The 25958-nt window shown below is 45.2% G+C and carries 22 protein-coding genes; 8 read left to right on the forward strand and 14 right to left on the reverse strand.

The window, feature by feature from the left end:
* From JN178_RS01830 to pilM, 4 genes are read right to left on the reverse strand one after another with little or no spacing between them, the layout of a single operon-like run.
* Window positions 1-525, reverse strand: coding sequence for a pilus assembly protein PilP (locus tag JN178_RS01830; RefSeq protein WP_442859679.1), 525 nt, complete (start codon window positions 523-525; stop codon window positions 1-3).
* A complete protein-coding gene (locus JN178_RS01835) occupies window positions 525-1136 on the reverse strand; it encodes a type 4a pilus biogenesis protein PilO (protein WP_159627339.1) in 612 nt (203 codons plus the stop codon). Before JN178_RS01835 ends, JN178_RS01830 begins: the two co-directional genes overlap by 1 nt.
* 3 nt (window positions 1137-1139) lie before the next feature.
* Window positions 1140-1718, reverse strand: a complete 579-nt coding sequence (locus JN178_RS01840; RefSeq protein ID WP_159627338.1) for a PilN domain-containing protein — start codon at window positions 1716-1718, stop codon at window positions 1140-1142.
* Window positions 1706-2773: a type IV pilus assembly protein PilM gene (gene pilM / locus JN178_RS01845; RefSeq protein WP_202263315.1), complete on the reverse strand. Its 1068-nt coding sequence runs from the start codon at window positions 2771-2773 to the stop codon at window positions 1706-1708. The genes JN178_RS01840 and pilM overlap by 13 nt, the downstream gene beginning before the upstream one ends.
* 136 nt (window positions 2774-2909) lie before the next feature.
* On the opposite strand from pilM, the gene JN178_RS01850 reads away from it, so the two are divergent.
* The 4 genes from JN178_RS01850 (at window position 2910) to yghU (ending at window position 9777) form a co-directional block, all read left to right on the forward strand.
* A complete protein-coding gene (locus JN178_RS01850; protein ID WP_202263316.1) occupies window positions 2910-5573 on the forward strand; it encodes a penicillin-binding protein 1A in 2664 nt (887 codons plus the stop codon).
* 78 nt (window positions 5574-5651) lie between these two features.
* Complete coding sequence (locus JN178_RS01855; RefSeq protein ID WP_202263317.1) at window positions 5652-7343, forward strand: NAD-dependent malic enzyme; 1692 nt, start codon at window positions 5652-5654, stop codon at window positions 7341-7343.
* A gap of 329 nt (window positions 7344-7672) precedes the next feature.
* On the forward strand, window positions 7673-8692 hold the full coding sequence (locus tag JN178_RS01860; protein WP_202263318.1) for a DUF4382 domain-containing protein: 1020 nt from the start codon (window positions 7673-7675) through the stop codon (window positions 8690-8692).
* Between the two features lie 227 nt (window positions 8693-8919).
* Window positions 8920-9777: a glutathione-dependent disulfide-bond oxidoreductase gene (yghU, locus tag JN178_RS01865; RefSeq protein ID WP_202263319.1), complete on the forward strand. Its 858-nt coding sequence runs from the start codon at window positions 8920-8922 to the stop codon at window positions 9775-9777.
* Between the two features lie 80 nt (window positions 9778-9857).
* Here the strand turns inward: yghU and JN178_RS01870 are convergent, their stop codons facing one another.
* A complete protein-coding gene (locus JN178_RS01870) occupies window positions 9858-10436 on the reverse strand; it encodes a TetR/AcrR family transcriptional regulator (RefSeq protein ID WP_202263320.1) in 579 nt (192 codons plus the stop codon).
* A gap of 121 nt (window positions 10437-10557) precedes the next feature.
* On the opposite strand from JN178_RS01870, the gene JN178_RS01875 reads away from it, so the two are divergent.
* Both JN178_RS01875 and JN178_RS01880 read left to right on the forward strand, forming a co-directional pair.
* A complete protein-coding gene (locus tag JN178_RS01875; RefSeq protein WP_202263321.1) occupies window positions 10558-11976 on the forward strand; it encodes an NAD(P)-binding protein in 1419 nt (472 codons plus the stop codon).
* 23 nt (window positions 11977-11999) lie between these two features.
* A complete protein-coding gene (locus tag JN178_RS01880) occupies window positions 12000-13082 on the forward strand; it encodes a DUF2855 family protein (RefSeq protein ID WP_202263322.1) in 1083 nt (360 codons plus the stop codon).
* 2 nt (window positions 13083-13084) lie between these two features.
* Here JN178_RS01880 and JN178_RS01885 read toward each other — a convergent pair whose 3' ends face one another.
* The 8 genes from JN178_RS01885 to argC all read right to left on the reverse strand — a co-directional run bounded on the left by JN178_RS01885 (window position 13085) and on the right by argC (window position 23115).
* Window positions 13085-13951, reverse strand: coding sequence for an alpha/beta hydrolase family protein (locus tag JN178_RS01885; protein ID WP_202263323.1), 867 nt, complete (start codon window positions 13949-13951; stop codon window positions 13085-13087).
* Between the two features lie 76 nt (window positions 13952-14027).
* Window positions 14028-16292, reverse strand: a complete 2265-nt coding sequence (locus tag JN178_RS01890; RefSeq protein WP_202263324.1) for an EAL domain-containing protein — start codon at window positions 16290-16292, stop codon at window positions 14028-14030.
* A 106-nt stretch (window positions 16293-16398) separates the two neighbouring features.
* The gene (gene argA, locus JN178_RS01895) at window positions 16399-17709 is read right to left on the reverse strand and encodes an amino-acid N-acetyltransferase (protein WP_202263325.1); all 1311 of its coding nucleotides are present in this window, start codon (window positions 17707-17709) and stop codon (window positions 16399-16401) included.
* A gap of 17 nt (window positions 17710-17726) precedes the next feature.
* On the reverse strand, window positions 17727-19109 hold the full coding sequence (gene argH, locus JN178_RS01900; RefSeq protein WP_202263326.1) for an argininosuccinate lyase: 1383 nt from the start codon (window positions 19107-19109) through the stop codon (window positions 17727-17729).
* Between the two features lie 35 nt (window positions 19110-19144).
* Window positions 19145-20350: an argininosuccinate synthase gene (locus tag JN178_RS01905; RefSeq protein ID WP_202263327.1), complete on the reverse strand. Its 1206-nt coding sequence runs from the start codon at window positions 20348-20350 to the stop codon at window positions 19145-19147.
* A gap of 37 nt (window positions 20351-20387) precedes the next feature.
* Complete coding sequence (locus JN178_RS01910) at window positions 20388-21299, reverse strand: ornithine carbamoyltransferase (RefSeq protein WP_159627329.1); 912 nt, start codon at window positions 21297-21299, stop codon at window positions 20388-20390.
* On the reverse strand, window positions 21299-22105 hold the full coding sequence (gene argB / locus JN178_RS01915; protein WP_202263328.1) for an acetylglutamate kinase: 807 nt from the start codon (window positions 22103-22105) through the stop codon (window positions 21299-21301). The genes JN178_RS01910 and argB overlap by 1 nt, the downstream gene beginning before the upstream one ends.
* The gene (gene argC, locus JN178_RS01920) at window positions 22102-23115 is read right to left on the reverse strand and encodes an N-acetyl-gamma-glutamyl-phosphate reductase (protein WP_202263329.1); all 1014 of its coding nucleotides are present in this window, start codon (window positions 23113-23115) and stop codon (window positions 22102-22104) included. Before argC ends, argB begins: the two co-directional genes overlap by 4 nt.
* A gap of 526 nt (window positions 23116-23641) precedes the next feature.
* Here argC and JN178_RS01925 point away from each other — a divergent pair.
* The gene (locus JN178_RS01925; protein WP_159627326.1) at window positions 23642-24052 is read left to right on the forward strand and encodes a methylglyoxal synthase; all 411 of its coding nucleotides are present in this window, start codon (window positions 23642-23644) and stop codon (window positions 24050-24052) included.
* Window positions 24053-24137: 85 nt separating this feature from the next.
* On the opposite strand, the gene JN178_RS01930 is transcribed toward JN178_RS01925, so the two are convergent.
* Complete coding sequence (locus JN178_RS01930) at window positions 24138-24965, reverse strand: Spy/CpxP family protein refolding chaperone (protein ID WP_202263330.1); 828 nt, start codon at window positions 24963-24965, stop codon at window positions 24138-24140.
* A gap of 196 nt (window positions 24966-25161) precedes the next feature.
* Here JN178_RS01930 and JN178_RS01935 point away from each other — a divergent pair, with 196 nt between their 5' ends.
* Window positions 25162-25908, forward strand: a complete 747-nt coding sequence (locus JN178_RS01935; RefSeq protein WP_202263331.1) for a response regulator transcription factor — start codon at window positions 25162-25164, stop codon at window positions 25906-25908.
* Window positions 25909-25958 lie beyond the last annotated feature (50 nt).

A 25958-nucleotide genomic window follows, 5' to 3' on the forward strand; every position in this document is an offset into this window, starting at 1 on the left:
TTACTCTCCCGCCTTTGATGCTGTAGTCATTGTTGTTGTTTTCCTTTGCCAGCAGCCGGCACCATCTGGTAATGACTGTTCAATAGTAATTGAATCACTGCCAATTTGCGTAATTTTTCCATAAAACAAGCCGATACGGCTTCCTACTTTGGCTTTATGCAACACGCCATCGTTACTTCTAATCAAGGCCCATTGCACGCCTTTAACCTCAAAATTTCCTGAAAGTGAAAGTGCATCTACGCCATATGCTTCAAGTGCTTCTTTTGCTCGTTGAAAGTCAGGTTGGTAGCAATTTTCTACACGAGGCTTGCTTACCGGGGCGGTATTTCGACGAGGTTGTTCAAAGGGGCTACGAAGCGCGCCTGCACTATAAGTGAATGGCGGATGCGTTTCGAACTCAGGATAGGGTTCAATTTGTGGTGTTGTCCTATCTTTTACACTTTGTGTATATGCTTGCAGATCGTCAAGCTTTGGTGAACATCCTGTTGCCAAAAATAAGGCTAAGAGAGCTGTAAGATAACGCATTATTTTACCTCTCCCTCAATTTCTGACGAGTTTTCAGAACGATAAGTTTTTGCCTGAAGTTTCAATGAAAGCCCGTCAGTGCCGCGCGTAATATCAAAATCGTGCAGAGTCACAATACGAGGTAAGTCAGCCACTTTGGACACAAACTCACCAAAGTTGTGATAACCGCCACTCACTTCCATCTCTATGGGTAGTTCAGTGTAAAACTCTTTCGGTACTTCCTGTTGCCAGTTCAATAGCTCAAATGTTAGTCCCGATGACGTACCCACATAGGTAATATCGTCGAGTAAGCCCGGGGTTTCATTGCTGGTGGGGAGGCTTTTCAGCATAGATGAAAAGTCTTTCTTAATTTGAGCAAGCTGTTCTTGATAGGCTTCTAAGTTAGCCGCAATACGATACTTAGCTTCAAACTGCAGTTTAAGTTCTTGCTCTTTTAATTCAGCAGCGTCCAGCGTGGGAAGCTTAGGGCTAATCAGCATGTAATAGCTTAATGCGCCTACGATAATAGCCACGAACGCGCCTACAACAATACGAATTTCTTGCGGCCATATAGCAATTTGCTCGAAATCGAGTTCGTTGAGTTCTTTAAGTTTTTCTACGTCAAATTTCATAATTTACTGCGCTCCATTTTGACTGCTTTCAAGAGGAGCAATATTGGGGTTAATCAGAAATGTTAGCGTAAAACTACTCATAGCGCGTGCAGCACTACTGTCTGATTTGATTGTAGAAAGCTCTGCGGCAACGAAAATTTTCGAATTATCTAAGCCGCGCATAAAATCTGAAAGGCGGTTATTTGAATCACTTGTGCCTTCAATCTCTATCCTGTTACCCGTTCGAGTCATTGACTCAAACGCAACACCAGATGGCACAAGTTTAACGAGTTCATCAAATACAATAGGTGCAACATTACGGCTAGCCTGAAGTTGCTCAATAAGTGCCATGCGTTGCTCTATGGCATTCTTACTGTCTTTGACCTTTTTAATTTGTGCAATTTGCTCGTCGAGTATGGCAATTTCTTGTTCTAAATAATTGTTGCGTGAATTTTGATTGCTAATCTGTTGATCGATAGCTTGACCGATAAACCAGAATATAAGTCCAACGATAGCGGCAACAGCAAATAAAGCGCCTAGGTATTGTTGTTTTTGATGCTGACGCTGCTTTTCGCGCCAAGGTAGAAGGTTTACATGTGCCATTGTGTAAAACTCCTGCTTGCAAGCCCCGCGGCAATCGCTAATTGCGGCGCAATCTTATGTAAGCGCTCTGTGTCTAATTTAGGGTTTATTGTCATACCACTAAATGGATTAAAGCAATTCACTTCTAAACCAAGATCTTGATTTAGAATATCAACTAACGGCTCGATAGTGGCCGCTCCGCCGCTTAGCAGTATGCTTGTTGGGCGCTCTGCGTGTAGCGTGCTCATGTACATTTGCAGCGCTCGGTTGATATTTTGTTGCAGATTGGCTGCAAAAATCGGCAGCGTATCTTCAATCCAGTTACCTGCCAAAGTGCCATCTAATAGTTGGCGCTCAGCTTCTTCGCGCTCCATCATATGGATAGCACTGATGTCATTAATTAAATGGTTAAGACCGAAAGCATGCTCTTTGGTGTAAACCACATTGCCATCTTTTATCACGCAAATCTGTAGCAGTGATGCGCCAACATTTACACAACAAAGCGGTTGTTCTGGCGCGTCGACTTGGTGAAAGTATTCTAATGCGTTGCCAATGGCGTAGTTTTCCATATCGACGATCTTAGGTTCAAAATTCGCTTCTCGCGCAAGCAGTAATCGACTATCCACTAAGTCTTTGTGCGCTGCGGTGAGCAACACGTTTACTTTGCCTGAATGGGTTGCGCTTGGACCAATTTCTTCAAAATCTAGATAAACTTCTTCTAGCGGGTAAGGAATAAGACTGTCAGCTTCAATTTCAATTTGGTTTTCGAGCTCATAATCACTTTGGTCTGGATCCATATACACAATCTTGCTGATCACAGACGTGCCTGCCACAGCTACGTTCGCAAGCTTCAGCTTTGTCTTAAGTGCTTTTCTTACTTTCTTAAGTGCAATACTGATAGACTCGTAGTCTTTGATGTCGCGTTCAGAAAAAGCAACTTTAGTGATAGGTTCACATGCATAGCCTTGCAGTACATACCCATCTTTAGATTGTTCAAGCCACACCGCTTTTATTTGACGCGTGCCTATATCTAAGCCCACAATGGGCGGCAGCTTTTTGTTAAACAGCGATTTCATTTGCAAGTGTCCAGTTTCAAAGGTTATTGCTCTACAGTACAATATTACTCTATTAGTCTTATGCGTATGGTTCTATAGATGACACATACGTATAAAATATACGTCATTTCAACAAAATGTGTTGGTATCCGTTACAGTGAAGTACATCAAACCGCTTATTTTATTCGTTTTTCTATCAGGCCTTTTAGGTTGTGCGGCACTGGTAGGTATTTACTTTTATATCAAACCAGACCTGCCTAGCGTCACTGTACTTAAGGATGTACGCCTGCAAACGCCCATGCAGATATACACCAAAGACGGAAAACTTATTTCGCAATATGGAGTTAAACGGCGGATCCCCGTAAAACTTGAGGAAGTACCTCAAGAATTGATCAACGCGATACTCGCCACCGAAGACAGTCGTTTTTACGAACATCACGGAATTGACCCCATAGGTATTGTGCGTGCAGCAGTAAGTTTAGTACTAACTGGGGAAAAGCGTCAGGGCGCAAGTACACTTACCATGCAGCTTGCACGTGGTTTCTTCCTTACGCGTGAGAAAACCTACATTCGAAAAGTAAAAGAAATCTTTATCGCTTTGCATATGGAGCAAGAGCTGTCAAAAGAAGAGATCCTTGAACTTTACCTCAATAAAATCGAGCTGGGGCATCGCGCGTTTGGCTTTGGTGCTGCCTCGCAGGTGTACTACGGAAAACCTCTTAACGAGCTTAACTTAGCGCAAATGGCGACTATAGCCGGACTGCCCAAAGCGCCCTCTGTGCTGAATCCCATTAGTGGGCCAGAACGCTCTGTAGAGCGGCGTAAGGTCGTGCTGCTTAGAATGCTCGATGAGCAGTACATCACCAAAGCACAGTTTGATGAAGCTGCTAGTGCACCTGTTACTGCGCGTAAACACGGCGCTGAAATTGAAGTTGACGCGCCTTACTTGGCGGATACGATTTACAATGAAATGGTGGAAATTTACGGCAAAGAAGAAGCAGAAACCGGTGGCTATCAAGTGTATGCAACCGCTAATTCAGATATTCAAATTGCTGCCCAGAATGCCGTGGTACGTAACCTTCATGACTACGATGAACGCCATGGTTATAAAGGTCCTCTTGGTTACCTTTGGAATATACCCACCCCTGAAAGTCAAGATGAGGTTATTCCCGCGCTGTCGTTGAGTATGGATATTAGTAGTCGAACAAATCGCAGTGAATGGGATGAAACGTCGCTACTTGAAGTACTCAGTGAAATTCCACACATTAAGCCGTTGATGCCAGCTGTGGTAATGTCGGTAGGTGAGCAATCAATTGATGTACTTTCTGTTGACGGCGAGTCGCGTACGATTACATGGGACGGTTTAGATTGGGCCCGTGAATACATTACCGATTTCCGTCAAGGGAGTGACCCGAAAACTGCATCTGACATTACCCAAGAAGGGGCGGTCATCTATATTCGCGAACAGGAAGGACAGTGGCGTATTTCTCAACTTCCTGAAGTGAGTGGGGCATTTGTTGCCTTAAATCCGCAAAATGGTGCTGTTGAAGCTGTAGTAGGTGGCTACAGTTTTTATCAAAGCCAGTTCAATCGTGCCACCCAAGCTAAACGTCAAGTGGGTTCAAACATAAAGCCTTTTGTGTATTCGGCGGCGATCAACAGCGGATATACTCTGGCCTCAATTATTAACGATGCACCAATAAACCAGTGGAATGCGGCAACTGGCGTAGCGTGGCGCCCACAAAATTCTCCAGCAGAATACGATGGCCCAATTCGGATGCGTAAAGCGTTAGGTAAATCGAAGAACGTGGTGTCGGTAAGATTACTTCGTGGCGTTGGTCTGCGTGAAACTACCGATTATCTTACTCGCTTTGGATTTGATGCCGAAGATATACCCTTTGATGAAACGGTTTCGTTAGGGTCGGGATCACACACTCCGCTAGAGGTGGTGCGAGGGATGGCGGTCATCGCAAACGGTGGCTATTTAGTTAATCCGCACTTCATCAGCAAGGTACTTGATGAAAGCGGTCAGGAACTATGGCGAGCGAATCCAGTTTGGGCATGTAATCGTTGCGAAAATGAAAGCGAGCCTGAAATAGTACCGGAAAGTGATGAAGCTGATATTGAAGCGCTGCTAGCTGCTGAACTCAATCAAGATGTGTTAATAGGCGATGCACTTGTGGATGAGAGCGAGGAAAAAGTTATCGCACCTCAGGTCATAACGGCGCAGAACGCCTTCTTAGTCGGTGAGATGATGCGAACTGCGGTAAGAGCCAACGGAAACTGGAATAAAAAAACCTATTGGCTTGGCACTGGATGGCGTTCTCGAAACATATTACAGCGTACAGATATTGCAGGTAAAACAGGTACTACCAACGACTCTCGCGATACGTGGTTTAGTGGCTTTCATAAAGATATCGTTGCTACAGCATGGGTTGGGTTTGACAACATGGGGCGTCAGTTAGGAAGAGCGACACGTAATCAGAATCTCATTAATAAAGATCCTGAAAAATTCAACTGGATTGGTAATGCGCTCATTGGTACCGAGGACGGTGCGAAAGCCGCGGGCCCTGCGTGGATAAGATTTATGCAATATGCATTGAAAGATAAACCTCATACGCCTATGCCCGTACCTGAAAATATTGTGCGGGTTCGCATTGATCGTACCAGTGGAAAGTTGACCAGAAGAACAGACCATACGACACTATTTGAATATTTCCTGCAAGGCACCGAGCCAACCACTTACGTTCGTGACGATGAAGTGATTGATCCGGCCACACAGGATACGACTACTGCGCCAGAGCCAGAAGAGATATTCTAATTATAAGTAAGGCACGCGTTAGGCGTGCCACTTCAGGCCGTGGCGATGTATTTGCCTGAACATAAAATCGGAAAACCAATGTCAGAAGATTCACAGCGATATCTTTATATTCCTCATGCCGGCCCTTCGTTGCTGGAAACGCCCCTACTGAATAAAGGCAGCGCATTTACCGCACGAGAGCGCGCTGCTTTTAACCTTACAGGCCTTGTCCCACCTCGTTTTGAAACCATCGAAGAGCAGGTGGAACGCGCTTACATGCAGTACAGCAGCTTTGATGAGGCGCTCAATAAGCACATTTATTTACGCGCAATTCAAGATAATAACGAAACCTTATTCTATCGTCTTATTCAAAAGCATATTGATGAGATGATGCCCATTATCTATACCCCAACAGTGGGTGATGCGTGTGAGCAGTTCTCTGATATCTATCGCAGTTCCCGCGGCTTGTTCGTGTCGTATGAAGAGCGTCATCAGCTAGATGATATCGTGCGCAATGCGACAAAGCGCAAAGTGAAAGTGATTGTTGTGACTGACGGCGAGCGAATTTTAGGTTTGGGTGACCAAGGTATTGGCGGTATGGGGATCCCCATTGGTAAGTTGTCACTATACACCGCATGCGGAGGAATTAGTCCAGCCTACACCTTACCAGTGATGCTTGATGTGGGTACCAACAACGAGAAACTATTAAACGACCCTATGTATATGGGCGCGCGACATCCTCGTATTGGACAAGAAGAATACGACGAATTTGTCGATATGTTTATCAAAGCAGTAAAACGTCGTTGGCCTGACGTTATGATTCAGTTTGAGGACTTTGCACAGCCTAATGCCATGCCGCTGCTTAATCGTTACCGCAATGAAGTATGTTGCTTCAACGACGACATTCAAGGTACGGCAGCAGTAACACTAGGTACAATTTTAGCGGCATGTCGCACCAAGCAACAAAAGCTGAGTGAAATGAAAGTGGTATTTGTTGGTGCGGGCTCGGCTGGTTGCGGCATTGCTGAAATGCTTATTCAGCAAATGGTGTTTGAAGGCATTAGTGATGAGCAAGCGCGCAAACAAGTATTTATGATTGACCGTTTTGGTCTGGTTACTGAAGGCATGGAAGGGTTGCGTGACTTCCAACAAAAACTTCAGCAGAAGACAGAAGACTTAGCTGACTGGACCTTTAGTGGCGACTATGCCTCACTGTTAGACGTCATGCACTGTGCGCAACCAGATGTACTGATTGGTGTTTCAGGTCAACCAGGTTTGTTTACTGAGCAAGTGATCCGCGCAATGAAGCAGTCTTGCGAATTACCCATCATCTTCCCACTAAGTAATCCGTCTAGACAAGTTGAGGCACGCCCTGAACAAGTTATTGAATGGACCGATGGTGAAGTCATCATTGCAACGGGAAGCCCATTTAAGCCAGTTGAGTACAACGGCAAAATATTCCCGATTGCTCAGTGCAATAATTCCTATATCTTCCCTGGTATTGGTTTAGGTGTTGTAGCAGCAAAAGCAAAATTAATAAGCGACGAAATGTTGATGGCGGCAAGCAATGCACTAGCAGCTGCATCACCATTGGTGAATACTGGCGAGGGTTCTTTACTACCGCCATTAGGCGCCATTGCACAGCTAAGCAGAGACATTGCCTTTGAAGTTGCTAGAGTCGCTATGGAGCAAGGGTTGGCACTTGAAATGTCTGACGAAGCATTGCGCGAAAGTATTGAGCGTAATTTCTGGAAGGCGGAATACCGACCGTATAAACGTGTGAGTATTTAACATCATGTTCGCGCCAATTAGATAGATGGTATCGCTCAATAGTATTTACGAAAAAGCAGGTTAGTCCTGCTTTTTTTGTGCCTGATGTTTATCAAAAAACCGCAGTTAATCGTTCCATTGCAATCAGTAAAAAAGTGTTGCATATGGGCAACATCTTCATAATCAATTTACATCTCTCTTGCCTATATTGTTGCCTAAGATTCTGAATATATTGATTTTATTGTTGTTGGCATGTTCATTGTATTGTTAGTGGTTATAAAGCAATAGTAAAACAAGTAAAGCTGAATAAAGAACGGAATTTCTTCAGCGACGATAGAGAAGGTGTTGTTATGAAAAATATGAAAAAGAAAAGTATTAAAGCGCTGTTTCAATCAAATCGCATTCGTCAAAATATGAGGCGCTCATTCTCTACTTCCCTAGTCATTGCGGCACTTGCCACATTAACAGCGTGTGGTGGGTCAGGCGGCGATGATAGCAACGACACAACACCTCCAGATACTCAGCCTACGACCACCACATTTTCACTGGCTGTCTCTGATGCTCCTGTAGACAACGCTAGCGAAGTTGTTGTGTATTTTGATGAGGTAGAACTTATCGGAAACGGAGAGCCCATTAGTTTTTCGGTTACTGATGAAAATAATGACCCGAGAAGCATTGATCTATTGAGCCTTCCTGGCGCTCAATTTGAAGTCATCGTCGAAGACACGGCGATCCCCGTTGGTGAATACAACCAACTACGCCTAAGTGTGACAGACGATTCTTATATTGTAATGGACGAGGGAACATTCCCAATCCGTGTACCTAGCGGCGAATTAAAGTTAGACGGTTTTACCGCCCAACCAAATTTCGACGCGGCCTATACCGTTGAATTTGATTTGAGAAAAAGTCTTGTCGACCCGGTAGGCCAGCAAGTCATTATGTTAAAGCCAAGGGGTGTACGCTTAGCCCTTAATGACGACGTTGGTACGTTAGAAGGGACAGTAGACAGCGCACTTGTAATGGACGAAAAATGTGCGACTAAAACAGATATGTTTGCAGGAAATGCAGTTTATGTATACCAAGGTGAACAAACGCTTATCGACACGTTAGGTGATGATGCTGACGAGGGTGTAGACGACACCGAAGTAAGGCCATTTACAGTGGTTCCTGTCACTTATGACGACCAAAACGAAACATTCAATTTCACAGCAGGTTTTGTACCGCAGGGTGAGTACACAGTGAGCTTTTCGTGTGCCGCCTTATTCGATGAACCAGAAACCGACGAGGATGAAGAAGATGGGTTCTTCATACAATCTTCTGATGTAGTGTCGGTTACAGCCGGTGATGTTACTACCGTAAATATCGAATAGTCCCAGTTTGCGGGCAACGGACTGCTCGCCTTTTATTCCAAAACCGAGCCGAGTGCTCGGTTTTTTTATATGTCGGTTAACGTAAATTGCTGTGTATTAGTCGACGGTCTTGAACTATAAGTGTTTAAAAGCAGTTCTTTGTTGTTATGTAATACCTAATAGCTCTGAAGCGAAATGTTGTGCGCCAGAGTGTCATTCCCTTTATGAAAAATTACTGAGGACCCAATATGTCAACAACAGACAGTTACACGCCACCTGAAGTTTGGACCCAAGATGAAGATGACGGCAATAAATGGGCTAGTATTAATCGTCCAGTCTCAGGTGCTACGCACGACAAGACGCGCAACGTCGGCGAGCATGGCCTTCAACTATATTCGTTGGCAACGCCAAATGGTCAGAAAGTCACTATAATGCTTGAAGAACTCTTAGCCGCTGGCGTAAATGAAGCTGAGTATGATGCGTGGCTAATTAATATCGGTGAGGGCGATCAGTTTTCTTCAGGTTTTGTTGATGTAAATCCCAATAGTAAAATTCCCGCGATGGTTGATACTACAACGTCACCAGAAACTAAGTTGTTTGAGTCGGGTTCTATTCTTGTCTATTTGGCTGAGAAATTTGGTAAGTTTATTCCAACCGAACCACAGCAAAGAACGGCGTGTTTTAACTGGCTGTTCTGGCAAGTGGGCTCTGCACCGTACTTGGGTGGTGGCTTCGGGCACTTCTATAGTTATGCCCCGTACCCAATGGAATATCCCATTAACCGCTTTACTATGGAAACAAAACGCCAACTTGATGTACTTGATAAACATCTTGCGAATAATGCGTTTATGGCTGGCGACGAATTTTCAATTGCCGACATCGCGATTTGGCCGTGGTATGGCAACCTTGTATTGGGTAATCTCTATGATGCAGCAACATTTTTACAAGTGCACGAGTATAAGCATCTATTAAGTTGGGCACAGAAAATCGAACAGCGTGAGGGTGTTAAACGCGGTCGCATTGTAAACAAAACATGGGGTGAAGACGGTCAACTCCCCAACAGACACAGTGCCAGTGACATCGACGAGGCGCTGGCTAACAGGTAGACGATGCCATTCCCAATCAGCTAGCCACAGGTAATCTGCTCGCGAGCGTAGCGCTCACCAATCTCGATAGAAGGTGAGTGCTATTGCGTTGCAACTAACGCATAAACATGAAGCCTAATGGCCTGAAGCGCTCGCTCCTTCCAATTGTTCCATGCTATTCGATTGCTGATCTCATGCTGATTCAGCGTAATGTAACCGTGATTGAGTGCCCAAACCTGCATGGCGATATCTTGTTTTTCTTCTACAGATAGGTCCTTTTTAACCAGAGTCGCGGTGAGTTTTGTCAACGTAATAAAGGCTTTTTGACCGGCGGCAATTGCGTCGTCTGAAGGCGTGTAGTCTTTTACATTAGACGCAAAAATAAGACGATAGTGAGCCGCGTGCGTTTCTGAAAATGTCAGTATTCTTTCGCAGCCGTTAATCACTCTTTCTGCGGGTGTATTGCCAACAGCGGCATTCATTTCTGCTTCTACCAGCTCGAACCCTTCGATATAGAGCGCGTCCAAAATACCTTGCTTACCTTTGAAGTGGCTGTATATGCCAATAGTCGACATACCCGCCCCCTGTGCAATGGCACGCACACTTAGCGCGTGGGTTCCGCCCTTTAAAAATAGCGCTGAAGCGGCATCGAGGATCCGTTGTCTTGTCTCTTTTTTCATTAACACTGCATTTACATGTTGCGTAATATAACAGCGTTATGTAAAGTGATTTATAACGCTGTTATATTTCTTGGTTCAAACATAACCTGCCTGGCCGCAGGTTGATATAAGGACATCATATATGAAAGTTGAGCAATTAACTTGCGATTATTTAGTAGTCGGTGCGGGTGCTGTGGGCATGGCGTTTGCCGATGTACTGTTGCATGAAACCAACGCTAACATATTGATTATCGACAAACATGCGAAGCCTGGCGGTCATTGGAATTTGGCCTACCCCTTTGTCACACTGCATCAACCTTCTGCATTTTATGGTGTGTGTTCAAAAGAGTTAAATCGAGGCGTTATAGATAAGTACGGCATGAATGAAGGGTTAATGGGGTTGGCTTCTGGACAAGAGGTCAGTGCCTATTTTGATGCCGTAATGAATGAAACCTTTTTGCCAAGTGGCAGAGTGCAATATTTCCCGCTGTGCGAATACCACGGCGAAAAGCGCTTCACTTCATTGGTTAACGGCACACAATACGAAGTCACCGTAAACAAGAAGATTGTAGATGCTACTTACCTCAATACTAATATTCCGTTAACCCATACGCCAAGCTTTACGCGGGATGACGATGTTGTATTTACGCCCGTTAACACGGTAACAATGCATGCCAATGGCTATGAAAATTATGTTGTTGTGGGCGGTGGGAAAACGGGTATAGATGCCTGTTTATGGCTGCTGCAAAACAAGGTCTCGCCAGGTAATATCCATTGGGTAGTATCTCGTGATGCATGGTTGTTAAATAGGAAGAATACGCAGCCATTAGAGCGCTTTTTCTTTGACGCTATTGGTGCTCAAGCCAATCAAATGGAAGCGATTGCTCAGTCTGAGTCGATAGAAGATATGTTTGACCGACTTGAGTCGAGCGGCGTGCTGTTGCGACTTGATAAGTCGGTCAGGCCAAGTATGTTTCATGGTGCAACTGTTAGTGAAATGGAGCTAGAGGCACTGCAAAAACTAACATCCGTTGTACGCCACGGCAGGGTAAAGCATATCTCAAAAGAGGCATTGGAATTTGAGAATGCTAGTTGGGCAATGCCTGAGAATGCCCTAGTAATAGACTGCTCGGCATCAGCCATCACCAACTTAGAGATTAAACCTGTATTTAGTGGAGACACCATCACACCGCAAACAGTACGTGCATATCAGCCTGTGTTCAGCGCGGCACTAATTGCGCATGTGGAGGCGGCATATAGCGATGAGGCTACTAAACAGTTACTCACTCAGGTCGTTCCTCTTCCCAATCGCGACATTGACTGGCTGCCGATGACTGCTGCCATGCTACGCAATATGAAAATCTGGTCAGAAGATGAAGCGCTACGTACATGGATCCACCAGTGTAGATTGGATGGGTTCTCCCGAATTGTACACGGTGTTGCAAAAGACGATGTTAAGAAGCTAGCGGTGTTAGGGCGTCTAAAGGCGGCTAGTATGCCAGCTATGCAAAAGCTAATGACATATATTCAAACGCTCAAAGCATCTGGGCAGTTTGGCTAACTGATGACAAAGGGACAAATACGATGAATCAGTTTCAAGTCGACAAGCAGAACATAAATACTATACGCATTGCCGAGGCTGACAACGAAAGAAACACGACAGCCTGTGTAACATTTGACGTTGAACGGTTTGCGTTTACTGCCAATAACCTCACGTACTTTATGGTGGGTGAAAAGTTGGGTTATTGGCAGTTTTTTCCTCCTGTTGATGCGCCGGCAGATACCCCATGGGGTGTTATCCCAGTTTGGGGAATAGGAAAAGTAACGCACTCAACACTGGACGACGTAAAAGTCGGAAGTCGCTATTTTGGTTACTTTCCTCCGGCAACTACGTTGACTATGAGTAATGCCAAAGTCAGCGATAAAAACCTAATCGACTGCAGTAGTCACAGGTTGCCGCTGCCACAAGGGTACAACCTTTATCGCTTACTTCCTGCGAGTAATGGGAAGCCTGATAGTTCTCAGCATTACCAAGACAACCTGCAAATGTTGTTATGGCCTTTATTTATTACCTCATATTGCCTATGGGAGGCGGTCAGTGCCATAGACGTAGCGCAGCGCGAGCAAGTTGTTATAGTGAGTGCGTCTAGTAAAACCAGCTTGGGCCTCGCTTTTGCGCTAAAAGAAAAGGGGGTAAGTACTACTGGTGTCACATCAAGAAAAAATATGGACATGGTAAAACGTGTCGATGTCTACGATGAGGTCATTAGTTACGACGACCTTGCTTCACTTCCTATGGTGCCCAGTGTGGTTGTTGATATGTCGGGAAGTGCAAAAGTGAAAGAAGCGCTTACAGAATATATCGGCCAACAAAACATGCGCTACATACAAGTGGGGTTAACGCATTGGCATGATGTGACTGATGAAGAGCAAACAGACAACACGTTCTTTTTTGCGCCAGCCCACATACAACAGCGTGTCGCTGAAATAGGCGCCGCTGAATTTTCTAAACAAAGCAGCGCCTTCATTTTCAAAGCAATTACGTGGAGTAATGCGTGGCTTAAGGTTGAAGAGTGTAGCGGACTTGAAGCGCTTGCTGATGACTTCGCTCAGCACTGTGGCGGGAATATCCCCGCCAATATCGGCCGTGTTTATACGCTGGGGTAGCGCTACAGATATTGATTAAAGTAGTCTGAAACTTTTGGCCACAAGTGCTGGCATTTTCGAGAGAAAAACTTCATGTGGCCAATTTCGCTGACACCATGCGCTTGTGGTTCAAGCTCTTCTACTTCTGCTTCCATATTTGGAAATACGCTTATCATGTCATGCACGTTGGCGATGTTAGCAATATCATCGTCGGTGGCTAACATCCACTTTGACGGCAGCGAAATATTGTCGTAGTGATGCGTTTTGACATCGTTTCCAAATGCCGTTTTCACGTAGCCACTCCCGTTACACCACTGCTGCCATTGGCGAGCTACTTTCTTAGGTAGTGGCTCTCCCATGCCCACCCATTGAGATTTGGTATGACCGAATAGTAGATTGCTCACGGGTATATAAAAATTCATAAAGAAATGCGCTTTAAGCAAGTAACTCTTTCGCATGTTGCGCAAACTGCCTGACGAACTGCCAAAGTTACAAAACGCAGTCAAGTCGTGCACGTTATGCATAAGGCCGAGTAATTGCCCGCCAGCACTGTGGCCTACTAGAAAATAATGTACGTTGGGAAAAGCCACTTTGAGTGCTTCAAGCACGGCTGGCATATCTTGCTCGCCCCACTTAACTAATGAAGCGTCACTTTTACTCACCGTTGAGTGAGCTGATTCACCTATACCTCGGTTATCAAAGGTAATAACACCAAAGCCTTGTTCGCATAAATAAGTGGCAAAAGCACTGTAAAACTGGCGTTTTATACCGGTGGCAGGGCCAATCATTATAGCGCCTTTTGCTGAAGACTGAGGTGAGTACAATGTGGCGGTTAAACGGGTACTGTCGCTGCACGCTATAGCGATGTCTTTAGATGAAATACTGTTCACAAAAAGGCCTACTTTAAACTTTTTTCAACTGGTCTAACCAGTAAAGCTTTTTGCGAGAAAAATTGCAATGGGAAAACTATTTTATTGCGTGATGAGTGTGTATAGATTCCTGGCCAACCCAATCTGACACGGGGGCGGGTTTCCCAAAAAGATAACCCTGAAACATGGTCACTCCCATGGCTTGTAATGCTTCAAATTGCGCGATTGTTTCAACGCCTTCAGCCACCGTCTTCATATTTAAGCTCTTGGCAAGATTCACCGTCATTTCAACAATTTTTCTGTGCCGTTCAGAGGTTTCGATACTCTCAATAAATTCTCTGTCAATTTTTAAAACAGAGGCAGACATGTCTATTAGCTGAGAAAGAGAGGCATGCCCAGTACCAAAATCATCAATGATAATCGTGGCGCCGATGTTGGCTAGTGACTTAAGGCGTCGCTTGGTTTCATTGTGGCTTGCAAGTACAGAGGTTTCGGTAAGTTCGAGCTTGATTTGCTTACATAGCACAGGATTTTCTGAGAACCGTCTAAGTAGCTTTTCGTAGAAAACGTCACTTAATAGCTCTGGGCCTGACAAGTTAATGGCAAGTGGCGCGAATGGCAGGTTTTTTGGCCACGAGGTAATAAGTTCGACAGTGCCATCAATCACTTTTTGGGTAAAGAGTATGTCCCAGCCATTCTCTTCGACCACTGGGATAAATTGAGCCGGCTGAAGGATAGTATTGCTGGCGCGATCATTAAGTCTTGCAAGTACCTCGTAGCTCACTACATGTTCTTCGGTATCGACTTGCGGTTGAAGAAATAGTGCCAGGCAGCCATTATCGAGCAGTGACTTAACCTTGTCTTTGTGTTGTGTGTTTTCTCTGATAACTCTCACTGCATTTGCACTGAATGGTGCAAAAGGTATCTGGTAGGTACATTGACTAAGTGCAATTGTGCAACATTCCACTGCAGTGTCAGGGCTGATTTCTTTGGTGGGAATAGCATAACCTGCATGCCATTCTAGCTGAAAGTTTCTGTCTTCGTTACCTAGGCTGATCACTGAGTATCGAGGAAGTTGGCGACCCAGCCAAGTTTCTATATTTTGGCCAGCCAGTTGTAAATTAGGTAAAGCGAAAAGAAATTTAGCGCCAGGAAAGTGATACAGCTCAACAGAAGACGATAGTGCTTTTTTTAGCTGTGACGCGACATCACGTAGAACATCATCTCCAACCGAATGACCGTAGCGTAAATTAATGTCGCGCAGGTTGCTTAACTTCAGTAGCACCACATGCTTGTTGATAATGGTTTCTTCTGTGTCTGATTTACGCCAATAATTATGGTTTTTGAGTAATGTAAGCTCATTCGTATACAGCTTTTCAAACTGTTGCTTGCGAATAGCATCCAACTCGCGCGTACTCTTTCTCATCGACGATACGTCGTGGCAATGAATAAGCTGCTTTTGATGATGTGTTAGGCTGGCAAATTGCAAAATAAACTCGCAATCTGAGTCGCCCTTAATGGTCGCAGACTGATTTTCACCTTTTCCAAAAGGCGAAGATAGCTCAAAGATATCTTCTATGTTATCCGCATGTGTATGCTGTGCTTTTTTGAATTTGCGTATCAGTTTTCGCCCAGCTTTATTTGCCTGCAATATACGTCCTTGCTCATCACAGAAAAAAGAGGGTGTACCACCGTTGTTAAAAATCTCCTGATACTGGTGTACTAATTTGTTGAGCTTTCGACTTTGTTGGAGGTTGCTTGAAGACTGCTTTTCCAACGATGACATTACGCGTAAAACGGCCAGCGGAATACAAAAGTTAAAGAACAAAAATAACAGTGATGCAATGTAAGTATGTGTTTCTGGTAAGGTGATATCTACACCTGCAAGAGGCGAAAGCGGCTGGTTATTAATAAGGAATATGTAGGGAACAATGTTGAATAACATGACCAAAACAGAAGCTTTAGTGCCATACATTAACCTAACAATAATAGGTAGTGTGAACAGCAACAAAAAACCATAACGCGCAACAGTGAAGTCAACTGTAAAAAACACAATGCAGAACGACGCCGCGACCACTGTGGTAACAAGACAATAGGAAGCAAGTTTTACTTGTGGTTTTTTAATCGCCAAGGTGGCGTACAACAGCAAAGAAAAGCCGATGGTCAGCGCCAGAACATGATACATGCCTTTCAAGTAGGCCGTGTATGAAGAGTGGACTACAATCGCGGACGTCAAAATTGCGCCCACCAATAATATTATGCGAAGTACGCTCAAGCGCCAAATGCTCGCATCAGTGGTATTGAGATGCTCGCTATCCAGAAGTAAGTATCGTTGTAATGCGCTTTTTAGACGAGTTAGCACTAGTAAACCACTGATTTAAAATTCTTTATTCAATACTAGAGATTTTAATATAACCTCTTCAAAGGCATTGGGATAGTGCTAAATGAAAACTATTTAATGTGTTTGGTTACACTGGTAACGTAAACACCTTTGAGTTGCGCTGAAAATTATAGAGTTCTTTTTTTACAGCAGGCAGTGCGCTGATATCGGCAGGCTCAAAACCTTGCTCCAAAAACCAGTGTGCAGTCACTGTGGTAAGCACAAAAATACGATCAATGCCTGCTTCTTTCGCACGTAGTCTAACTTCATCAAGAATGCGCTCTCCACGATTTTTACCGCGATAATCCTGATGTGTGGCAACACATGCAAGCTCAGCACAGCCATCTTCAGGGTAGAGATAAAGCGCAGCACAGGCGATGATCATGCCGTCACGTACAATCACAATAAACTGATTAATTTCGTTCTCTAAACGCTCGCGAGAGCGTTTCACTAGCACGCCGCTTTCTTCTAAGGGCTTAATCAATTTTAAAATCCCACCCACGTCATCAATAGTGGCAGCACGCAGTTGCTCGTAATGATGCTCCATTACCAACGAGCCCGTACCGTCGCGAGTGAACAGTTCTTGTAGCAGCGCTCCGTCTTGCTCAAAGCTGATGCAGTGAGCACGAGGAACGCCGGCTGCGACGCTGGTGGTCAATGCGCTAAGTACAGTGTCCTCTGTGGTGATGTCGCCAGCCATCATAAGCTGCTCTAGCTGTGGGCGCTCGATAGTGCGCAGTAGTCTACCTTCACGATTGTAAATACCGTCGAAGTTGGAAAACACAATGAGCTTGTCTGCCTTAAGCGCTATAGCCGCTTGTGTTGCCACATCTTCGTGAGACAAATTAAACACTTCACCGGTTGATGAGTAGCCCATAGGAGAGAGCAGAACAATAGAGCCGTCGTTAAGATGGTCATTAATACCAGTGGTGTCAATGCGGCGTACAAGGCCGGTATTTTCAAAATCAACCCCATTGCGCACGCCCATAGGCTTTGCCACTACTAAGTTGCCTGAGCAAACCCGAATTTGGGACCCATGCATGGGCGAATTCGGCAACCCCATGGTAAGTAGCGCTTCAACCTGAGAGCGCACAGAGCCTGCGGCATCTTTTACGCACTCAAGGGTTTGCTTGTCGGTAATACGCACACCACTATCAAAACGGCCCTCAATATTGCGAAGTGCCACACGCTGATCAATTTGAGGGCGAGCACCGTGTACCACCACAACGCGCACGCCCAAACTATTTAGAAGGGCAATGTCGTGGATAATATTGGGGAAGTTTGGGTGTTCAATGGCTTCGCCACCGAACATTAGCACAAAGGTTTTTCCCTGATGCGCGTTTATGTAAGGCAGCGAACTGCGAAACAGCTTAATACCATCGTGATGTGCTAATACCATTTGCGTGTCCTTTGCTACTAGCCTTGTTTGTCCAAGTTTTCCAGCTCTTGATACAGTGCTTTTGTCACGGTTTCTTTGCTGGTGCCACCTAGAATATTGCGCTGATTTACGCCGTATTCCAGTTGAAGCACTGGATAAACATCGTCTTCTATCTTGTCGCAAATAGCTTGCATATCGCTAAGGGGTAAATCTTCAATTGCGCAGCCTTTATCAATGGCTTGAAGCACCACACGCCCGGCAATATCGTGACCGGTTCTAAAAGGCACACCTTTACCTACCAGGTAGTCAGCCAGTTCAGTTGCGTTAGAAAAGCCTTGTGTAGCAGCTATACGGCAGCGCTCTTCGTTAAGTTGTAGCGAGTCCAGCACTTCACTGGCAATACACAAACAAATATGCCACTGATTCACCGTATCAATTGCGCCCTCTTTGTCTTCTTGCATATCTTTATTGTAGGCAAGAGGAAGGCCTTTCATAGTAACGAGTAGGGCTTGTAGCGACCCAAATACGCGACCGCATTTACCGCGCATAAGCTCAAGAGCATCGGGGTTTTTCTTTTGTGGCATTAGCGATGAACCAGATGTCACACTATCGCCTAACTGAAGAAAACCAGCTTCACCCGAGTTATAGAAAATCATATCTTCAGCAAGGCGTGATAAGTGCATCATGCTGGTGCTTGCTACAAACAAAAGTTCTAGCACAAAGTCTCTATCAGACACGGCATCTAAGCTGTTAAGGCAGGGTGAATCGAAACCAAGTTCCTCAGCTATAGCGTGGCGGTCTACGGGGAAGGTAGTGCCTGCCAAGGCGCCAGAGCCAAGAGGACAATGGTTCATACGTACTTTTAAGTCATCTAAACGGCTTAAATCACGCTTTAGCATTTCTACGTAAGCTAAGCACCAGTGCGCAAAGTGAATAGGCTGTGCACGCTGTAGGTGAGTATAACCCGGAATAATCGCTTCTTGATGACGGCTTGCGGCATTAAGCAGAGACTTAATAACACCCAGTACATCATCGCGCAGTGAGGCAATATGCTCGCGTACCCACAGACGAAAGTCAGTGGCTACTTGGTCGTTACGGCTTCGCCCAGTATGAAGTTTGCGGCCAATGTCACCAAGCTTCTCAATGAGCGCAGCTTCTACAAAGCTATGAATGTCTTCTTCGCTTGACGCATTGAAATCTAATTCACCCGCTTCGGCCTGTGCTTTTAACTCGCTAAGTGCGCCTTCAAGTTGTGCTTGCTCATCAGCCGTCAGTACACCTGCTTTTTGCAAAGCGCGCGACCAGCTTATAGAGCCTTGAATATCTTGGCTTGCCATAACCTGGTCAAACGGCAGCGAGTCGTTAACCTGTTTAAACATACTACTTGCACCGGATTCAAACCGGCCACCCCACAACGCCATGTGATGCTCCTTAAATGCTTTTAATACCTAACTCATTAACCTTGGTTTTTAAGCGCCGCAATACGACTTGAAAGGCTGAACAGGCGAATAAAGCCTTCAGCGTGTTTTTGGTCGTATACGTCATCGGCACCAAAGGTAGCAAAGTCTTCAGAGTAAAGGCTGTTAGGCGAACGACGCTGCGTTACCGTTGCTTGTCCTTTGTATAACTTGACCACGATGTCGCCAGTGACTTTCTGAGCAAACGAAGCTGCACCGGCTAATAGCGCATCGTTAAGCGCAGTAAACCAACGGCCGTCGTACATCACATGCGAAAATTCAAGACCGATTTGCTCGCGGTACTTAAGTGCTGCTTTATCCAGTACCATTGTCTCAAGGGCTTTATAGGCTTTAAGCAGTACGGTGCCCCCTGGGGTTTCATAACAGCCGCGCGACTTCATGCCGACAAGACGGTTTTCAACAATATCGATACGTCCAACACCGTGCGCGGCAGCTACGGTGTTTAATTTTACTAATGCTTTATACGGAGACAGTGCTTCACCATCAACATGGGTTAGCTTACCTTCGTTGAATGACAGCGTTACACGCTCTGGGGTATCTGGCGCATCTTCAGGGTCGACAGTCATGGTCCACACTTGTTTGGTAGGCTCTTGCCATGGATCCTCAAGCTCGCCACCTTCATGTGAGATGTGCCATGCGTTTGCATCGCGGCTGTAAATCTTTGTTGCTGATGCGGTAGTTGGAATATTGCGCTCGGCAAGGTAAGCAAGTAGGTCTTCACGGCTTACCATATCCCATTCACGCCATGGTGCAATAACGGTTAGATCAGGAGCAAGCGCGGCAAAGGTGCTTTCAAAACGCACTTGGTCGTTACCTTTACCTGTGCAGCCATGGCATAGGGCATCAGCACCTACTTTACGTGCAATCTCGACTTGTGCTTTCGCAATCACTGGACGCGCCATCGATGTGCCAAGCAGGTACTCACCTTCGTATACCGCGCCAGTTGTAATGGTCGGGAAGATGTACTCACTAACAAACTCTTCTTTCAAGTCAACAATGTGGCACTCGCTAGCGCCCGATGCGATGGCTTTTTCATGAAGGCCCTCAAGCTCTTCATCGCCTTGACCAACATCTGCCGCAAACGCGACAACTTCGCAGCCATAGTTTTCTTTAAGCCATGGAATAATAGCTGAAGTATCAAGCCCGCCAGAGTAGGCCAGCACAATTTTTTTAACGTTTTGCATCTAAGTAATCCTCTTAAGCGTCTTTTTATGCGTCTTGCTAGGCGCTAAGTAATTGAGTAAGAATGGCGTTCTGGCCATGCATTCTATTTTCGGCTTGCTGCATTAACAGCGACTTATCGCTATCAATCAACGAGCCTGTAATTTCTAAATCGCGATGGGCGGGTTGGCAATGCATTACGTAGCTTGCCCCCGTCGCTTCCATCAGCGCTTCATTCACCTGATACGGTGCAAATTTCTCTTTTATATCTGCAAGCGGCGTGTCATCACCCATAGATAGCCACGTATCGGTATAAATGACATCTGCACCGTTTGCGGCACTTAAGTCATGGCTTTGTACAATAGATACACCGGTTTTATCTGCAATAGCTTGCGCTTGCGCCACAATGTCAGCATCAGCTTCGTGACCTTTTGGCGTTACGACCACTTGGTTACAGCCAAGTAATGCGCCCACAATCAGCAAAGAATGTGTAACGTTGTTACCGTCACCCACGTACGCCATGGTTAATCCTTCAGTCTTGCCGAAACGTTCAAACATAGTGAGGTAGTCAGCAAGTCCTTGGCACGGATGATACTTATCGCAAAGCGCATTGATCACCGGTACATTCGCGGCCTTAGAAAAGGTTTCTAGGGTAGTGTGCGAGAAAACGCGCGCCACAATAGCATCGGCCCAGCAGGCTAAGTTCGCCGCAGTATCAACAGCATCTTCACGACCAGCCAATTTGCCCGATTGCACATCTAAATACACCATGTGACCACCAAGCTTATTAATACCAATATCAAAGCTCACGCGGGTGCGTAAAGACGGTTTCTCAAACAGGGCAACTACAGACTTTCCTGCCAGTACATTGCTGTAGCTTGCAGGGGCTTGTTTAATTTCTACTGCTAGTTGCAGCAACTGTTGCATTGCATCTGGTGTCCAGTCTGCAAAGGTAAGTAGGTCCTGTTTCATTATACGTCTCCAGCTTGCTGCGCTTTCGTATTTGCAGCATTTGTAGGTCTTATTTGTGTACCTGTGTTTTGGTTAAGAATGTCGGCAATGTCAGCTATCCAGCTGGCAATAAATACGGGGCGTTGAAGGGTGTCTGCAGAAGCAAGAGCCGCATCGACTTTCACTTTCATACCGTCAGTGATGACGCCCTCACTGGCATAATGGGCAATACTTTGTGCGTCGAGTTCGCGTATCAGCATTTTATCCGCGTCTAACACGCCATCTACGTTAGAGAGCAGCAGCAATTCAGCATCTAGAAGCTCAGCGATTACCGTTGCAGCTTGGTCGGCATTAACGTTAAGCAATCTGCCTTGGGGGCTTGAACCGATTGAGCTAATTATAGGTAAGGTATGCTGCGCGAGTACGTTCTTTAGAAACGCTGCATCTGCAGTTGACGGCACACCTACCGCACCGTATTGATCGGCAAGTGGCTCGCAGACCACCATATTGCCATCCAGCAGCGACAGACCCACTGGCGTTAAACCACTGGCGATGGCAGCGGCGCACAATTGCTTATTAGCCGAGCCCGCTAATGCGCCACAGATATATGGCATATGTTCATCAGGAGTAACGCGTAGGCCATCAATTTTAGTACTTTGTAGCCCAAGACTTGCCATAAGCGTTTCAACCAATGGGCCACCACCGTGTACTACAACAACAGGGCGTGCAGTTTGCACTTCTTTAACACTTAAAAATAAGCGGGCCATAGCAGGTGCATCATCAAGTAATGCACCGCCAACTTTAATAACTATTGGTGAACGGCTCATAGTACTAACCCTGTTTCTACTGGCTGTGCTGTCATGATATTTAGGCATTGAATAGCTTGCGAAGCTGCGCCTTTCATGACGTTGTCTATTGCTGCGGTAACCACGGCATATCCCGATGTTTCATCTAACTTCCAATGCAAATCAACAAACGGGGTGTGCGCAACATCATCAATTTTAGGGAAGCTGTCGCGCAAACGCACAATAGGTTTATCAGCATAGGCTTCACAGTACGCTTGTTCAAGTTGAGCACTGGTTACACCTGCTTTTACTTTTACGGTAACAGTGGCCAAAATACCGCGTTTGAAATTACCTAAATGTGGGGTAAATATGACTGGCGAACCAAGGTAGGCTTCTATCTCTGGTGTGTGACGGTGTCCTAATACGCCATAGGCTTGCAGGCTTACTTCATAAAAACTGGTAGTAAGGCTGGCCTTTCTACCGGCACCGGATACACCCGAAACGGCATTGATAACGGGCCTTACGCTATCATCAAGTAGATGCTTGTTTGCTAATGGTTTAAGCGCACTTAAACTGGCAGTAGGGTAACAGCCAGGTACGGCTATTATATTCGCGCTGGCAATATCACTGGCATACCATTCGGCAAGGCCATAAACCGCTTTATTTAGGCTTTCTTCTTGAGTGTGGGCGAAACCATAAAACTGCGCAAACACGTCAGTATCTTTTAACCTAAACGCACCTGATAAATCGAGTACCTTTGCACGTCCTGACGACAAAATTGGCATCCAGTCATGGCTAGCCTCGTGAGGTGTGGCTAAAAAGACAAAATCCACACTTTGTGAGAGTTCCAAGAGCGCTTCATCTGAAATAGGTGTAAGTACCGCATTTACATGGGCAAGATTGCCATGCAGTTGGGCAATGGACTTACCTGCATCGGCACTATTTTCAGATACATAAGTACCTTTAAGTGCGAGTGCAGGATGCTGCATCACCAACTGGACAAGTTGTGCTCCTGTGTAACCACTGGCACCAATAATTGCAACGTTATACATAACTAAAAATTCAATAAAGGAAGAAAAAAATCACTTTTTACCTTTGTAAACTGATTGGGCTTATTCCTTTGCCTAACCGCTACCACATTACAAAGGTAAAAAGTGTGCTAACGCAAAAGCATAGACGAATATGCGCGTCGTCGCGCGCTATGCAGCACGTAGCCAGCCAGGGGAGAGGTTAACTCTTTGTCGTTGTAAGCTATAAAACCAACAACAGGAGTTGGTTGTGTCATCACGCTTTCCTATATCGATTAACCCATGTAAGGGTTAGATGCTTAAACCGTGTACTAGTTTATCTATTTTGAATGTTTATGCAATATAAATGTATAAATATTTTGCATGCTGTGGGCGAGGGTGACCAATAAGAGTAATAAACATAATACAATTAAAGTTATTACAAGAAGTTGACAGTTGAAGTTATTAAACTGAATATTTATATTAAAAGCGCTACATGTAGGTGTGCCGCTTGTATACACAAAGAAAAGACGAAGAAAAGACAAAGAACGAACAGTAGGGCTCGACTAAAATGAGTAAATTAACGCTAGCGCTTGTCGCTCATGATCATAAAAAGCCTGAGCTACTTGCATGGGTAAAGACACATATAGACGTGCTTAAACAATGCAATTTGGTGGCTACCGGCACAACGGGAGGGCTTATTGCAAGTGAAACTGGGCTTGATGTGACGCGTTATAAGAGCGGGCCGCTTGGTGGTGATCAACAGATTGGGGCGCTTATTGCTGAAAATAAGCTTGATGCGTTATTTTTTTTCTGGGACCCGCTTAATGCCGCACCGCACGATCCTGATGTAAAAGCATTACTTCGTTTGTGCTCTGTGTGGAATGTACCTGTGGCGTGTACACCAGCAACTGCAGACCTCGTGGTAACATCACCTTTGTTTTTATCACCGGATTACAAACCAGTAAAACCTAATTTTTAAGCGGTCGTAAACACAAAAAATTAAGTAAAAAAGCGTTGATGAGTAGCATCAACGCTTTTTCATAACTACGTATTCAGGTTAGCGTTTAAGACTTGAAAATATCGCGTAGCGCTCTTTCTTCCTTACGTTTTTCTTTAAGTGTGCTTTGCTGCGCTTCGGTCAACACGGCAAACATCGCTTGATGATGTTTTGCTTTTGCGACGCCTGCGTTAACCAGCTCGTCTTTGTACTGAGCAACTAACGCATCAAATGCATCTTTTGAAAACGCCGAGCTTCGAATTAACGCTTGCTGCGCTTCTTTAAAACTACGCATGGTCTCACGATGTGCCGCCATAGCATCTTTCATGTCTTCTCTAAGTGTTGCAAGCGTTGCCTTTTGCTCGTCACTGAGATCGAGGCCTCTAAAGGGCATAGGATGGCCGCGTTCGTGCGACTGTCCTCGTTTCGCGAAATGGGCCTCACGCCTTTCGTTACTTTCTTGACGCGACTGCATACGCGACTCGCGTTTAGCTTCGCGCTTTTCTTCTCGTGCTAGCATCAAAGCTTGCTGCTCTGACGTAAGCACATTAAAGATGTCGTGACGCAACTGCGCAAGCGCGAAAAATGTCGCCTCTTTTGCGGTAATCTTCTGTGTAACAAATTCAGTGAGCTGTGCCTCTGAAGCTGTTGCTAACTCAAACTCAGGGATATCATTTTCCGCAAACACTGGGCGAGGGTTAGCAGTTTTAAACGTACTCACTAAACCTTTTATTTCCTCGCGCTGCGCATCAGATAGCGACAGGCCTCGCAAGTGTTTAATCATATTATGAACAGGCTCATGATGACGCATTTCGTGGCCAGCGTGTTTTGCTGATGCCACGCCACATACACTCATTGTGGCAACAATCGCACTGGCAATTAATACTCTTTTCATCGTCGTCTCCTTTTTGTTCGGACAATACAAAGAGTAACGCCATTTAAAAACAATGCAGTCAAGGTAACGTAAAGCTTATGTAAAGGGCGTAACGAATCGAGATTGTAAAGGTCTGAAAAGTTATAGTAGAAGTGTGTCAGTGTAAAAAATGGTGAAGCAACCATACAAAGACGCTTTAATGGTGGAGAGTTCTGATATGGATCAGGCAGTCAGCGAGTTAAAAATTATGAGTTCAGACTATCAATTACAATCTGTGCTAGTCATCGACGATGATATTGAGCTAACCGATATGCTTTCAACTTACCTCAATAGTATGGGGTACAAAGTTAAGGTTTGTAATGATGGCGAAGCCGGTTTGGCTGAAGCGGTATCAGGACATCATTATGATTTAATATTGCTTGATGTAATGATGCCAAAAATGGACGGCTTCGACGTACTGAAAAAGTTACGAGCAAGTCATACTACACCTGTTCTAATGCTTACGGCTCGTGGCGATGATTACGATCGCATACTGGGGTTAGAAATGGGGGCTGATGATTATCTGCCTAAGCCTTTTAACCATCGAGAATTAGTGGCGCGTATTAAAGCCATCGTGCGTCGACATAATATTGCTTCGCTTGGCGGAGGTGCGATCGAGCAAGATCTTGTGATTAATGGCATATTCTTAAGCCCAAGTAGTCAGTCAGCAAAAGTTGATGAGACAGAGTTAACATTGACTACTACTGAATTTTCCATACTAAGACTGCTCATGCTGAATGCTGCTAAGCGCGTCACCAAAGAAGAAATTAGCCTTAAGATCCTCGGTAAACCCCTACAGGCGTTCGACCGCAGTATCGACATGCATGTCAGTAATTTGCGCAAAAAAATCGCAGGTGCAGCGCATGATGAGAAAATAAAAACCATTCGTGGTGTCGGTTACATGTTGCTGCTCAACAAAGAATAGCGTGGCATGTAATAGCCCAGCGCAGTCAGTGAATAATTGAGCGGCAAAAA

This window comes from Alteromonas sp. KC3, assembly GCF_016756315.1.
Lineage (GTDB): Bacteria > Pseudomonadota > Gammaproteobacteria > Enterobacterales > Alteromonadaceae > Alteromonas.